The 13,256-nt window shown below is 68.4% G+C and carries 12 protein-coding genes; 1 reads left to right on the top strand and 11 read right to left on the bottom strand.

Features of this window, described 5'->3' with window-relative positions:
- Positions 1-117 precede the first annotated feature (117 nt).
- From BST38_RS26850 to BST38_RS26810, 9 genes are all read right to left on the bottom strand, one after another.
- Positions 118-876 (bottom strand): sulfite exporter TauE/SafE family protein, encoded by a 759-nt coding sequence (locus BST38_RS26850; protein WP_237160935.1) that lies wholly within the window; start codon positions 874-876, stop codon positions 118-120.
- A 4-nt stretch (positions 877-880) separates the two neighbouring features.
- Positions 881-2,002, bottom strand: a complete 1,122-nt coding sequence (locus BST38_RS26845; RefSeq protein ID WP_083146575.1) for a M20 family metallopeptidase — start codon at positions 2,000-2,002, stop codon at positions 881-883.
- The gene (locus tag BST38_RS26840) at positions 2,002-3,009 is read right to left on the bottom strand and encodes an LLM class flavin-dependent oxidoreductase (protein ID WP_165761666.1); all 1,008 of its coding nucleotides are present in this window, start codon (positions 3,007-3,009) and stop codon (positions 2,002-2,004) included. The genes BST38_RS26845 and BST38_RS26840 overlap by 1 nt, the downstream gene beginning before the upstream one ends.
- Before the next feature lie 17 nt (positions 3,010-3,026).
- Positions 3,027-4,562, bottom strand: coding sequence for a gamma-glutamyltransferase family protein (locus BST38_RS26835; RefSeq protein ID WP_237160934.1), 1,536 nt, complete (start codon positions 4,560-4,562; stop codon positions 3,027-3,029).
- Complete coding sequence (locus tag BST38_RS26830) at positions 4,559-5,554, bottom strand: ABC transporter substrate-binding protein (RefSeq protein ID WP_083146572.1); 996 nt, start codon at positions 5,552-5,554, stop codon at positions 4,559-4,561. The genes BST38_RS26835 and BST38_RS26830 overlap by 4 nt, the downstream gene beginning before the upstream one ends.
- Positions 5,555-5,582: 28 nt before the next feature.
- On the bottom strand, positions 5,583-6,395 hold the full coding sequence (locus BST38_RS26825; protein WP_083146571.1) for an ABC transporter permease: 813 nt from the start codon (positions 6,393-6,395) through the stop codon (positions 5,583-5,585).
- Between the two features lie 32 nt (positions 6,396-6,427).
- The gene (locus BST38_RS26820; RefSeq protein ID WP_083146570.1) at positions 6,428-7,216 is read right to left on the bottom strand and encodes an ABC transporter ATP-binding protein; all 789 of its coding nucleotides are present in this window, start codon (positions 7,214-7,216) and stop codon (positions 6,428-6,430) included.
- A gap of 98 nt (positions 7,217-7,314) precedes the next feature.
- Positions 7,315-8,007, bottom strand: coding sequence for a GntR family transcriptional regulator (locus tag BST38_RS26815; protein WP_083146569.1), 693 nt, complete (start codon positions 8,005-8,007; stop codon positions 7,315-7,317).
- A complete protein-coding gene (locus tag BST38_RS26810) occupies positions 7,994-8,662 on the bottom strand; it encodes a cysteine hydrolase family protein (protein ID WP_083146568.1) in 669 nt (222 codons plus the stop codon). The genes BST38_RS26815 and BST38_RS26810 overlap by 14 nt, the downstream gene beginning before the upstream one ends.
- Before the next feature lie 144 nt (positions 8,663-8,806).
- Between BST38_RS26810 and BST38_RS26805 the strand changes: the two genes are divergently transcribed.
- Complete coding sequence (locus BST38_RS26805; RefSeq protein ID WP_083146567.1) at positions 8,807-9,775, top strand: prenyltransferase/squalene oxidase repeat-containing protein; 969 nt, start codon at positions 8,807-8,809, stop codon at positions 9,773-9,775.
- Positions 9,776-9,796: 21 nt separating this feature from the next.
- Here BST38_RS26805 and BST38_RS26800 read toward each other — a convergent pair whose 3' ends face one another.
- Entirely contained in the window at positions 9,797-10,840 is a 1,044-nt protein-coding gene (locus tag BST38_RS26800; RefSeq protein WP_083146588.1) for a threonine aldolase family protein, read from the bottom strand.
- Between the two features lie 80 nt (positions 10,841-10,920).
- Entirely contained in the window at positions 10,921-13,254 is a 2,334-nt protein-coding gene (locus BST38_RS26795) for an AAA family ATPase (RefSeq protein ID WP_083146566.1), read from the bottom strand.
- Positions 13,255-13,256 lie beyond the last annotated feature (2 nt).

Genomic DNA, 13,256 nt, shown 5'->3' with positions numbered 1-13,256 from the left:
TGCGCGCCGTCGGGATTCGGTGACGCGATGAAGTCGGATAAAGCGTGCGCCCCTGGTGTGCGTGGTGTCAATATGCGGTCGGCGGTGATCTTGCCTGGGCAACCAGCGTGGCCGGCGTCAGGTGCTCACCAGAATCCTGACCAGCGCCGTCACCCCCAATACGACGATCAGCACCCGCAGCCACACCGGGCTCAGCAGGCGGCCGTACTTCGCGCCCAGCCAGCCGCCCGCCAGCGCACCCAGCGCGATGCAGGCGGCCACCGTCCAGGCGATCCGGTCGAACGCCATCACGGTGTAGGCGGCGGCCGCGAGCAGGTTGACCACGCCGACGAGGAGGTTCTTCAGCCCGTTGGACATCTGCAGATCCTGCGCCAGCAGCACACCCAGCACACCCATCAGCAGAACGCCCTGTGCGGCAGCGAAATAGCCGCCGTACACCCCGACGAGATACACCGCGACCACGAGCCCCGGGCTGATCGTCGTCGCCGCGTCTGCTCGGCGTGCCGCGACCCAGGCCTGCAGGCGGGGTTGCGCGATGACGAGACCCAGTGCCGCGACGAGCAGTACCGGGACCACGATCTCGAACGTGTCGTCGGGCAGCGCCAGGAGGAGGAAGGAGCCCGTCAACGCGCCCAGTGCGGAGGCCGGGAGCAGGGCCATCACGGTGTGCTTCTGAGCCGCGATCTCCTTGCGGTACCCCCACGCTCCGCTGACTCCGCCGGCGACCAAGCCGATCGCGTTGCTCATGGTCGCGACGACCGGCGGATAACCCAGCGCGATCAGCACCGGAAACGTCACCAACGTTCCCGAACCCACCACGGCGTTGATCCCACCTGCCGCCAGCCCCGCCAGGATGACGATCGCTATCTCCCACACGAGCTCAACCGCACAGAGTTCGGGCGGCGTCGGCAAGCGCCGCCGCTGCGACCCGGCAGTCCGAAATCGCCACCGCCTCGGCGTGAACCACGCCTGCACCGAAGTCGCGCCGACCGGGACCGAACATCACCGTGGGAACACCCAGGCTGCACCCGTATCCCGCATCGAACGCGTTGCGGCTGTACATCATCGGGAAGCCGGCCAGCGCGCTGACCACCGGGGCGGACGGCTCCACCAGCGCGGGGAACATCGATGCCCCGGCCCCGACTTCCACATCCGGCCACGACCCGTCGAGATACCGGCGCACCGCCGCGACCGCCGCATCGGGATCCTCGCCGGGCAGCAGCCGCCGGTCCACGACGACATGCACCCGTGACGGGAGCGTGTGAGGTGCGATCGGTTCGCACCGGAACTGGTAGGGCGTCGCGGTGGCCGGACCGAGATCCGGGTGCGGCGGCGGCAGCGGAACCTCGGGCAGTCTGCCCACGAGCTCGGCCGCGGGTGGAATCGGGTTGCGGCCCAACTCGGGTTGGCTGGAGTGCGACGCGGCACCCGGCACCGTGATGCGGATGTCCACCCGACCGCGATTACCCAACGACACATGAAGATTCGTCCCGAAGGCGATGATGGACTGCGCTGCCCTGACGCCGAGGTCGCCGAAGATCCGCCGTGATCCGTCATGGCTGCTGCGGCCCTCGCAGTTCACCGTCAGCCATACCGCACGCCGCAGCGAGCGCAACTCCCGCGCGGCGGACAGCGCCGCCGCCATCGGTCCCTTGTTCTGGTTCGCGCCCTGACCCACCACCGCCGGGCCGTCGAGGTTCAGCGCCGCCCCGTCGACGATGCGGGCCTGATGGGGATCGGTCATCAGATTGCCGTGCTGTGAAACGATGTAGGTCTGCAGCAGCAGTCCGTCGGGGGTGTCGGGACCGAACCGCGCGGCGATGTCACCACAGGGGTGCCGCAGAATCTCGTCGGGTCCGAGGGCTTCGACCAACGGCAGCACCGACCTGGTCACCGTGTCGTACAACTGTGTGTCGCCGGGCAGGATCTCGGTGGCGCCGGCCGGCACCGCGGTGTCGGTGCCCACCAGGCTCAGCAGCGTGTTCTCCAGGAAATCGGCCATCAACAGGCGGGGACCGCTCGGCGTCGGCGCTGCAGTTCGGGCAGCAACGTCTGTTCGGCGAGCTCCATCTGCCGCGGCTGGTCGAACGACGCGAACCGCAGGATCGGGATGTCGAGACCACGTTCGAGGTACTCGTCGATGCGGGTCAGGACCTCGTCGGGGGTGCCGAAAGCGCCCCACCGGTCCAGGATCTCGTCGCTGCTGTCCATCGAGTAGTAGGTGTCGAGGAATCGCTTGCCCTCCGCGCGCGCCTCGGCCCGGCTGGCACCCAGATTGATCATCAGGTGCGCTGACGAGGACATCGCCGACGGATCCCGTCCGGCGGCGTCCGCGGCCGTGCGGATCTCGTCCCACTTGCGGCCGAACTCCTCGGGGGTGGTGACGGCGGTCTGCCACCCGTCGGCGAGGGTCGCGACACGTTCGATCGCGGCCCGGTAACGGCGCTCGGGCATCCGGGCCGGATCGGGGTTGCTCGCGATCCAGATCGGGCACGGATCCTGAATCGGTTTGGGTTCCAGGGAAACCTCGGGGAAGGACCAGAACTGGCCGTCCCACGCCGTCGACCCGCTCCACAACGCGCGCACCAACCGGATGCCCTCTTCCAGACGCGGGACTCTCTCGCGCCCGGTGACACCCGTGGCGGTCAGCTCGGCGACGACATTGCCGCCGCTACGTTCCGTCGTGGCGCCCAGACACACCGCCAGAAGTGCGCGTCCGCCCGAGAGCACGTCGAGGCTGGCCCACTGGGCGGCGAACATGACCGGTTGACGCAGCGGGAAGGTGGCCAGACAGCACACCCCGAGTTTGACCCGCTCGGTGCGTGCGCTGATCGCCGCCAAGCTCGTGACGGCCTCCACTCGAGGCTTGGCGATGAGCCCGTCACCGACCCACACCGAATCGAAATACTCGCCCTGGTCCGCGAACTCGGCGAGCTCGAGCATCTCGGCGACAGTGATGGCGCCGAACAGGATCCCGCGGTTGGGAAGGCTGAGTCCGATTCCCTGCATGTTGCTCCTCTGTGTTCTCAGCAGACGCCGACGTAACCGTCTTTGCGCCGGTCCGAGCCGCCCTCGAGGCCGGCGTCTGTGCGCAGGATCATCTGCGCTCCACCGCATTCGAACCGTGGCAGCGCGGTCAGCTCGTGACCCCGCCGCGCCAACTCGCCGGCGGCGACGTCGTCGAAGCCCGCTTCCAGCCCGACTGTGCGCCCCGGCATCACCCGCAACCGGGGTGCATCGATGGCCTGCTGGGCCGACATGCCGCGGTCGAAGACATTGCGCAGGATCTGAAGCTGCCCCTGGGGCTGCATGAATCCGCCCACGATGCCCAGGCACCCCCGGAAACCGGTTCGGTCCCCGAGCATCGCCGGAATGATGGTGTGATATGGCCGTTTCCCACCCTCGGGGCGGTTCGGATGGCCCTCGCGCAGCGTGAAGCCATTCCCGCGATTCTGTAGCAGGACACCACTACCGGGCGCCATCACCCCGGACCCGAAGCTCTCGTAGAGACTCTGGATCAGTGAGCACGCCGCACCCGTGCGGTCGACGACGCAGACGTACACCGTGTCCGACGGGACCCCCGGCCCCTTCGCATACGAGGCTTGTGGCCCGATGTTCGCGCGCACCTCCGCCAGGCGACTCTCGTCGAGAAGGTCCGCGACCGCCACCGGATGAAACAACGGATCGGCGACGTTGTCGGCCGCATCGGCGAATGCGGCCTTCAACGATTCGATCAGATGGTGGTCGGCCTCGCCCTGCGAGGTCAGCGGCAGCTCGCCATAGAGGCCCGCCGCTTCGAGCACCACCACACCCTGTCCGGGTGGCGGCATCTCGTAGATGTCGATGCCGCGGAAACCGCCGCGGATCGGCGCGCTCCACTCCGGGCCGGCCCAGCCGGACAGATCGGAGCGCCGCAGCGGACCGCCGAGCGCCTCCACGGCGTCGGCGAAGCCCGCGGCGATGTCGCCCGTGTAGAACGGGGCATGGCCCTCGGCGACAAAGCTTTCCAGCGCATCGGCAAGGCCGGGGTTGACGAACACGTCGCCGACGTCGGGCACGTGACCGCCGGGCAGGAACACCGCCGCCGCGTTCGGGTTGCGACGCAGCTTGTCCGCGCCCAGATGCCACTCCTCGGCGACGATCGGGCTCACCGCGAACCCGTTGCGGGCTGCCTCGATCGCCGGACGCAGGATCCGCTCGCGTCCGACCCGGCCGTAGCGGTCGAGCAACGTGGTCCATCCCCACGTCGCGCCCGGGACCGTCACCGTCCACGGTCCGTCGGGCGGCATCTGATCGAAGCCCTGCGCGCGCAACGCCTCCACCGTCATCCCCGCCGGTGCACCGCCGGCCGCGGCGAGACCCACCGGCTCCTCAGCTCCCGGCTCCCAGTAGAGGGCGAACAGGTCCCCGCCCACGCCCGTGGAGCGCGGGTCGACGACGGTGAGCATCGCCGCGGCGGTCACCGCCGCGTCGGCCGCGGTGCCGCCCTCCTCGAGGACGGCGACCGCGGCGTCGACGGCCAGCGGGTGACTGGCGACGACCATGCCTGTGGCTTGGCTCATTTGGCGCCGGAGACTTCGGTGATCATGTCGAAGTCCACCATCGACGGGTCAGCAGGCTGGTTGTACTCGCCGAGCGACTGGAAGAAGGTGTCCATGCTGCTCCAGCTCTCAGCGGTCAGCGGCGCGGTGCCCGCCTTCGGGTAGAACGACGCCTCGTTGTAGTACTGGTAGATCTGGGGCAGGAAGTCGTCGCGGACGTCGGGCAGCTGCTCCTTGACCGCGGCAGTCCACGCGGCCTCGTCCTGATAGAACTCGTCGTAGGCGCTCTGGACGTCGGTCAGGAAGTCCGCGACGCGGTCCCGGTTGCCTTCGAGGAACTTGCCCGAGGTCACCCACACGGTGTTGAACGCGCTCGCGCTCTCGCCCTTGAGGTCGCTCCAGTCGCCGAGAACGGTGAACTCGCCGTTGCCCTGCAAGGTCAGCACGTCGCCGAACTCCAGTGCGGTGGCGTCGATCTGCTTACCCAGCATCGCCGCGGCCCGGTTCGGGGATTCCGGGAGAACACTCCAGTTGATCTGGTTCTCGAGGTCCGGTCCGGCCTGCCGCGCCAGCTCGCGGGGCAGCGTCTCGGTGGGGGAGCCGGGCCCGTGGTACGCGACGCGCGCCCCCGCGAGGTCGCTGACAGTCTTGTACTGAGACTGCGACACCAGGACGAATTCGGGGATCACCTGGCTGACGTAGACGATTTTGACGTCGATCCCGCTCTGCGCCGCCTTGATCGCCGACGCGCCATCCATGTTGCCGATGTCGAAGTTGCCGTTCTGAAGTCCGGCGATCACCGCGCTGTCCTCGTTGAGGGCGGTGATCTCGGCGCCGGCCTTCTGTGCGCCGAGGTAGTCGGCGATGTCGGCCGGGTCGAGATCGGAGGCGAACGCGACCCGCAGGGGTGCGGCCGTATCTCCCTCCGGGGCTTGGCTGCTCGACGAGCAGCCCGCGAGGGCGAGCGCGGCGGCGGCCGCGGCCACCACCGAGCCCAGACGTGTGAATTTCATGTTCTTCCCTTCGATCGACTGATTTCGGCTAGGCGTGGATGCCGCGGTGCCATGGCATGAGGCGGCGTTCGAGGAGCTGGACGGCGGCCGCGAGGGTGACGCCGAGCATGGCGAGCACGATCACCCCGACGAACACCTTGTCGGTGCGGTAATAGTTCGCCGCTGTGCTGATGAGTCCACCGAGACCGGTGACGGCGAACAGCAATTCGGCCACCACCATGCCCTTGACAGCGCGCGAGATTCCCATTCGGAGGCCTGCGAAGATGTAGGGCAGCGAGGCGTAGGACACCACCCTGCTGAACAACTGCCAGCGGCTGGCGCCGAAGGCGCGCGCCGCGTCGACCAGGTTGCGGTCCACGTTGCGTACCCCGGTGTAGGTGCTGATCAGAATCTCGAAGACGCAGAACAGGAAGACGGTGACGGTACGTGCTGTGAAGCCCAGACCGAACCAGATGATGAACATGGGGACCAGGGCGGCCGTCGGTACCACGTAGAGCGCCGAGACGAACGGGTTCAGGGTGCGGCCGGCCGGACCGTACCAACCCATGAAGAAGCCGACCGTGATGCCGACGATGATCGCGAGGCAGAAGCCGACGAGCAGTGAGCTCAGACTGTCCAGCAGCGCGCGCCAGAGTTCTCCGGTCTCCCACATCTGCCAGAACGCCCCGGGCAGCTGGGAGGGTGGCGCCAGGAAGAAGTCGCCGACGATCCGTCCCGTGATCTCCCAGATGGTCAGCAGTGTCACGATGAGCAGGACCTGGACCAGGCGCTCCCAACTGAGCAGCTTGCGCCGCAACAGGGTTGCGGTACTGATGTGCTCGCGCTCGATGACGGCAGGCATATTCGGTATCCGTTCGGTGTTCGGCGGCGGGTCTACAGGAGTTCTTCGAGACGGGTGCGGAGTTCGCGTGCCGCCGGATCGTTGATCAGTTCGGTGCGGGAGCGGGGGCGCTCGATCGGGACGGAGACGTCGGCGCGGACCTTTCCGTCGGCCATCACCACGACCCGGTCCGAGAGCAGCATGGCCTCTTCGATCGAGTGCGTGACGAACAGGACCGAACGTTTCTCCTGGCTCCAGATCCGCATGAGTTCGGTCTGCATGTGCTGGCGCGTGATCGCGTCGAGTGCGCCGAACGGCTCGTCCATCAGCAATACCTGAGGTTCCAGGGCCAATGCGCGGGCGATGCCGACGCGCTGCTGCATACCTCCGGACAGTTCGCCGGGATAGTGGTCGACGAAGCCGGCCAGGCCCACCAGCTCGAGGTATCTGTCGGCGCGGGTGGTGCGCTGCGCCCGGGGTATGCCGGCAAAGCGCAGAGACTCGATGATGTTCTGCCGCACGGTCCGCCACGGCAACAGGGAGGGCTGCTGAAATACGACGCCACGGTCGATGCCCGTCCCGGTGACCGGTGTGCCGTTGACTTCCACCCGACCCTCAGACGGCGACAGCAGACCTGCGATCACCTTGAGCACGGTGGTCTTTCCGCATCCGGACGGCCCGACCAGGGAGACGAACTCCTCGGGCCTGACCGCGAGATCGACTCCGTTCAGCGCGAAGGTGCGGACGATTTCGCGGCCGCTGATGCGTTCGTAGACCTTGGTGAGCCCTGCAATCGAGATGGCATCTGTGGCGACGGAAGACTCCACGGAGGTCGGTGCCATGCCGACTCCTCTCGGTATGTTGTATACAAGGAGTGGACCACCGGTGTGTTTCCTGGGTATTTCCTAGGGGTTTACTGTTTGCGTCAATATGCGTTGCGTCAGGCGCTGGCGGCGTCGGCCGCCGCCTGGCTGCGGTACATGTCGGCGGTGGCAATGGTGTGGGCGCGCATGAGCGTCGATGCGTGGGCGCCGTCTCGGGCCCGAAGCGCGTCGATGATGCGCCGGTGCTCATCCCAGGACGCCATGCCGCGGACGTCTGCGACTGACGAAAAGTACCACCGAACACGCTTTTTCATCATCGACAGGGTGGAATGCAACATGCCGCTGCCCGACCATTCGCTGATGTGGTCGTGGAACGAGGAGTTGGCGGAAACGATTCCCTCGACGTCGCCTGCCTCGACGGCGGCCACGCCTTCGCGCCAGATGCCTTCGAGAATGTCCAGTTGCTCTGCCGTCACCCGGGTCGCGGCACGTTCGGCGGCATAGGACTCCAGCAGGGTGCGCATGTCGAAGAAGTCGTCGATCTCGTCCGCGGTCGGTGCGTGCACGTACGCGCCGGTACGCGGGTGGATGTCGACCCAGCCCGTGCGCGCGAGCATCGTCAGGGCTTCTCGAACGGGGTTACGGCTGACGCCGAGTTGGGCCGCGAGCTCGTTCTCCAGGAGCCGCTCGCCGGGTTTGAGGACCCGGCGCACGATCAGATCCTCCAGCGTGGAGTACACCCGCTCCCGGAGGACGGGTTCCTGCTGGATGGTCGGAATCGACTGTGAAGCAGTCTCATTGGCCGCCATTGCCGACCTCCTGGGTTTGTCGGACCCGCGACCATCGTGCGATGAGTTCGTCGGCCGTGGCCACCAGTCCGAAGTGCTTGCCGACGACCTGTACCGACGCGTCGTGGGCTGTTCGAGAATAGGACGCCGCGCAATCCTGCACCAACGTGACATAGAAATCGTGGAAGACGCCATCCCGCAGGCTGGACTCGACGCACACCTCGGTGGCGACGCCGGTGAACAGGATCGAACTCACGCCCAGTGACCTCAAGGTGATGGCCAGGTTGGTGCCGACGAACGCGGAGAAACGATGTTTGATCACCACGTGATCGCCGGGTTCTGGTGTCACAGTGAAGAACTCGGCGCCCCAGCTACCCGTGCGGCAGGTGACCCCGGTGCGCTCGGTGCCGTCCCCGTCCCCGAGTCGGCCCAACCAAGCGGGGCTGTCGTTGGACGGGTCGTGCACGGTGCGGACGAAGATCACCGGTATGCCGGCGTCGCGGGCCGCCGCGATCAGGCGCTGCAGGCGGGGCACCATCGCGTCGACAAAGCGCAGGTCAAACCCATATCCCGTGGGTAGTGAGCCCTGCGCGCTGCAGAAGTCGTTCTGCACGTCGACGACGACCAGCGCCGCATGCCCCGGTAGGTGGCGGTCATTCTCGCTGAGCCGAACCACGTGCCCTCCCCCGCGTGTACTGTATACAAGACCGTATCAGCCGTGCGGGTCGCTCGCAGGGTGCGCCGTTGCGTCTCGGCCGCGGCATTCGCGAGAATCACCGAGCGGCAACGGTATTAGCGCCCCACCGGTTACAGTCTGACCATGGCGGCCGACCGCGTCATCACCTGGCTCCTGGACTCCGATCCGGCGCTGCGTTGGCAGGTCGAGCGTGACCTGGCCGGCGCCGCGCCCGACGTCTGGGAGGCGACGCGTGCGCGGGTCGCCACCGAAGGATTCGGGGCGCGGCTGCTGGCACTGCAGGATCCGGATGGTCAGTGGGCCGGCGGAGCGTTCTTCCCGTCCGGGTTCGACTTCGACACGGTGGAGGCCGAGGGGCAGCCGTGGACGGCGACCACGTGGTCACTGAACGCGCTACGGGAGTGGGGTCTGGATGCCGGGGTGCTGCAGAATCGTCGCACCGCCGAACTCCTGGCGGCCAATTCCCGTTGGGAGTACGACGATCTGCCGTACTGGGGTGGTGAGGTCGACTGCTGCATCAATGCGTGGACGCTCGCCAACGGGGTGTGGCTGGGCGCCGACGTCGCCGGCATCGCCGACTGGTTCGTCGAGCATCAACTCCGTGACGGCGGCTGGAACTGCGAGTGGGTGGAGGGCTCGGCGCGGTCGTCGTTTCACTCGACGCTGAACGCGCTCAAGGGGTTGCTGGCGTTCGAGTCCGCCGGCCTCGCCGACGCGGCCGCCCGCGCGGCGCGGCGTTCGGGGGAGGAGTACCTGCTGGCGCGGAAACTGCTGGACCGGTTGAGTACTGGCGAACCGGTGGGGCCGTGGGTGGGCAACTTCACCTATCCGTTCCGGTGGTGCTACAGCGCACTCAACGCCCTCGATTACTTCCGGTCGTCCTACCAGATGGACGGGCGCCCGCCCGACCCCCGGATGCAGGCGGCGATCGATATGGTGCGCGCCGCCCGCCGGCCCGACGGGACCTGGCTGCAGGGGACGCGTCACCGCGGGCGGGAGTGGTTCCCGGTCGACGTCGAGACCGGGGAACCGTCGAAATGGTTGACGCTCTGCGCGACTCGCGTACTCGACTGGTGGGATGCCGGACACTGAGCGGGCCGTGGGCGACCCGACCTACCTTGCCAGCGCGGCTAGGGCGGCGTCGACGTCGCCCTCGCTGGTAGCCCACGACGTGACGAACCGGACCACCGGCTCGCCGTGGTCGGGTTGGTGCACGACGTAGGACTCCGACAGGCGGCGGTGCAGGTCAGGGGCGAGCCGGACGAACACCTCGTTCGACTCGGCCGGAGACGCCAACGGCAACCCCAGCGACTGCAGACCGGTGACAAGGCGCTGCGCCATCGCATTGGCGTTCGCGGCGTTGCGCAGCCACAGGTCGTCGCTGAACAGCGCGACGAACTGTGCGGCGATGAACCGGTGCTTGCTGGCCAGCTGGCCGATCTGCTTCTGCACCCAGTGGATACCGTCGAACTCCTGCGGGCGGCGCACCAGGACGGCGTCGCCGAACAGCAGACCGTTCTTGGTGCCGCCGACACTGACGATGTCGGCGTCGGCGATCGCCTCGGCGGGCGGCACATCCAGTGACACAACGGCGTTGGCGATCCGGGCACCGTCGACGTGGACCAGCAGACCCAGCTCGTGAGCACGTTCGACGAACTCCTTGACCGCCTGCGCCGTCCACACCCGGCCGTTCTCCGTGGACTGCGTGATCGACACGATGCGCGGCCTCGAATGGTGCACCGCGCCGCGGCCCAGCACCCGGCGCTCCAGGTCCTCCGGCGCGATCAGCCCGTCGACGCTCGGCAGCCGCGTCAGCTGCGCGCCCGACAGCCGCACCGGGCCGCCGGCCTCGTCGAGGAGCACATGCGCGACGTCGCTGCAGTAGATCTCATGCCACGGCCGGGCCGCCGCAGCCAGTGCGATGGTGTTGGCCGCGGTGCCGGTGAACGCGAACAGCACGTCAGCCTCGGGCGAGTCGAACGCGGCCCGGACCGCGTCGGCGGCCTGCGCGGTCACCGGGTCGTCGCCGTAGGACGGGGCGGGGCCGTCGTTGACACGCCGCAGGGCGTCGAGCACCGCCGGGTGCGCGGGCGCGGCATTGTCCGAGGCAAAGGCGGCGGAGGCTGTCGAGGGCGGTGAGGCGGACACTCGTCCCATGATGGCACCGCTCGCTGAACCTCGGCTGAGGGCTGTGATCGACGCCGAGATCGCGACCGGGAATCCCAGTTCGGCGAAACTCAGCCGCGGGTGGCGAGCCAGCCGAAGAAGTCGTCGGCGCACAGCACCGGCTTGCCGTACTCGAGCGCTTTGCGGGCCTTACCCGACTGCGTGCCTGCCTCGGCGGTGACGAGCACGTCGCAGCGGGTCTTGGTCACCGACTTCACCGGGGTCAGGCCCGCCGCGAGCGCCAGGCGCTCCATCTCGTCGCGCTCGACCACCCGCCCGGCCGGATCCTGCGCGGTGCCGGTGAAGCAGATCCGGGCGCCGTCGGTCAGCACCTCGCCGACGTCGTGCTGGACCAGCAGTTCGGCACCGGTCAGGATGTCGACGCCGAGCAGGTCCTCGGCGGCGCGCAATCGGGCGATCACCTCGTCGGTGAGCTGCACCCGCTCCGCCGCGGCGCGCAGCTGATCGGCCACCGAGCGCCGGGCACCGCCCTCCCACCCGGTCACATCCTCCCGGGCGGGTGCCTCCCGGCCCAGGAGCACGGCGCCGACGTCGCGGCTGATCCGCAGCAGCGCCGACAGTGCCGGCAGATGATCGGCGACCGGCGTCGGCACCGACGAGTCCCGGCTCACCAGAAGGCCTGACACCTCGGCGGACTCGGGATCGTCGAACGCCGACGACCCGTCGGCAGCCCCGGTGTCCCGATGCGCCGCCAGCGCGGCCCGCGCCCGCTCCAGCGCGGTGCGCCCCGTCACCCGCACCCCGCGCAGCTCGACACCGATCGGCATCGCCGTCACGAAACCCAGCCGCTTGAGCTCGAAGTCGAGCAGGCCGAGCTGCTCGTCCACCCCGGCCCCGACGGGGGTGCAACCCGCCAGCATCGGCGCGATCACCGCCCACGCTTCGCGCAGCGTCGGCGCCAGCAACACATCGGACACCGTGATGCCGTACGCGGCGCGCGCGTCGGCCAGGTCCCGCTGCGGGTTCACCAGCGTGGTGACCGCGGTGCCGTCGTCGAACGCCACCGCCAGCTCCACCGGCCGCGGCCGCGACATCCGGCCCTCGTCGCCCACGGTCAGCATCCCGATCGCGCAGTACCGCCGCGTCCCGGCATCACCCGCCGACGACCGCAGATAGCGCACGATGCGCCGGTCGGTCTTCAGATCCTTGGGCAGCACAGGGCGTTTGAGCACCAGCCCCGACAGCGACGTGCACCGGCTCAACGCCACATAGAGTTGCCCGGTCGAGAACATCCCGCCGGTCAGGTCGACGACCACCCGCTCCAGCGTCTGCCCCTGGCTCTTGTGGATCGTGATCGCCCACGCCAACTTGAACGGCAACTGGGTGTAGGTGCCGACGACCTCGCGGCTCAGCGACGCACCCGAGGCGACCGGGCGGGTCACCTCCCAGGTGAACGGAGACACCTCCGCGGTGGTGCCGTCCGGGAATTCGACGTCGACGACCGCGCCGTAGCGGTCGTAGCCGACCCCGGCGACGCGCCCGACGGTGCCGTTGACCCAGCGATTGCCCTGGTCGTTGTTGAGCATCATCACCTGCGCGCCGACCTTGAACCGCAGCGTCTCCTCCACCGGCGCCTCGAACATCGCCAGGTCGCCGGATGCCTTCGCGTGGTGCACCATCTCATCGCCGGGCAGTCGTTCCAGCTGCTGCCGGTTGCGCGCGGTGACCAGCCGGTTCGTCGGGGCCAGCGTCAACCAGAACTCGTCGTCGGGCGGTACGAAGTCCTTGTCGGCGCGGGCGTTGAGCTGTTCCTGCGCGTGCCCGAGCAGGACCCCTTCGCGAATCTCGTTGAGAATGGCCGTCATCCGGTCATCGCCGAGCTGCCGGAACACCGTCGTCAACGACACCGTCGGGAAGTCCTCGCGGCGGAACGATTTCGCCGAGAAGAAATACGGGGTGTCATAGACCGTCGAGAAGTACGCGACCTCGTCCTCACGCACCACCGGTGGCAGCTGGTACAGATCGCCGACCAGCACGATCTGCACCCCACCGAACGGGGTGCCCGGCGCCGGCCCGAACCGCTCCAGCGCGGCGGCCACCATGTCGAACACGTCGGCGCGCACCATCGAGGCCTCGTCGATGATCAGCGTCTGCAGCGCCGCGAGCGTCTTGGCGAACCGGCCCGGCCGGTACTCGCCGCGGCGGATGTCGTCGAGCGTGGTGGTCGAGCGGAACCCGAACATTCGGTGGACCGTGTAGCCGTCGACGTTCAGCGCGGCGATGCCGGTCGGCGCGACGACGACCACGTTGCGGTCGGTGTCGGCGATGAAGCGGCGGATCAGCGTGGACTTGCCGGTGCCCGCCTTACCGGTGAGGAACACATGGCTGCCGTGCTCCAGCAGAGCCAATGCCTCCCGGAACTCCTCGGTGAGGACGATCGGCATGG

Source organism: Mycolicibacterium parafortuitum (assembly GCF_002086815.1).
Lineage (GTDB): Bacteria > Actinomycetota > Actinomycetes > Mycobacteriales > Mycobacteriaceae > Mycobacterium > Mycobacterium parafortuitum.
Note: the sequence above shows the minus strand (reverse complement) of the source record. Positions and strands in the feature narration are given on the sequence as shown.

What these genes read in the sequence shown, in the direction of transcription:
- BST38_RS26795 (WP_083146566.1), bottom strand. Translation starts at nt 13,254, where the DNA reads ATGCCGATCGTCCTCACCGAGGAGTTCCGGGAGGCATTGGCTCTGCTG.
- BST38_RS26815 (WP_083146569.1), bottom strand. Translation starts at nt 8,007, where the DNA reads ATGGCGGCCAATGAGACTGCTTCACAGTCGATTCCGACCATCCAGCAG.
- BST38_RS26825 (WP_083146571.1), bottom strand. Translation starts at nt 6,395, where the DNA reads ATGCCTGCCGTCATCGAGCGCGAGCACATCAGTACCGCAACCCTGTTG.
- BST38_RS26840 (WP_165761666.1), bottom strand. Translation starts at nt 3,009, where the DNA reads ATGCAGGGAATCGGACTCAGCCTTCCCAACCGCGGGATCCTGTTCGGC.
- BST38_RS26805 (WP_083146567.1), top strand. Translation starts at nt 8,807, where the DNA reads ATGGCGGCCGACCGCGTCATCACCTGGCTCCTGGACTCCGATCCGGCG.
- BST38_RS26820 (WP_083146570.1), bottom strand. Translation starts at nt 7,216, where the DNA reads ATGGCACCGACCTCCGTGGAGTCTTCCGTCGCCACAGATGCCATCTCG.
- BST38_RS26830 (WP_083146572.1), bottom strand. Translation starts at nt 5,554, where the DNA reads ATGAAATTCACACGTCTGGGCTCGGTGGTGGCCGCGGCCGCCGCCGCG.
- BST38_RS26800 (WP_083146588.1), bottom strand. Translation starts at nt 10,840, where the DNA reads ATGGGACGAGTGTCCGCCTCACCGCCCTCGACAGCCTCCGCCGCCTTT.
- BST38_RS26835 (WP_237160934.1), bottom strand. Translation starts at nt 4,562, where the DNA reads ATGAGCCAAGCCACAGGCATGGTCGTCGCCAGTCACCCGCTGGCCGTC.
- BST38_RS26845 (WP_083146575.1), bottom strand. Translation starts at nt 2,002, where the DNA reads ATGGCCGATTTCCTGGAGAACACGCTGCTGAGCCTGGTGGGCACCGAC.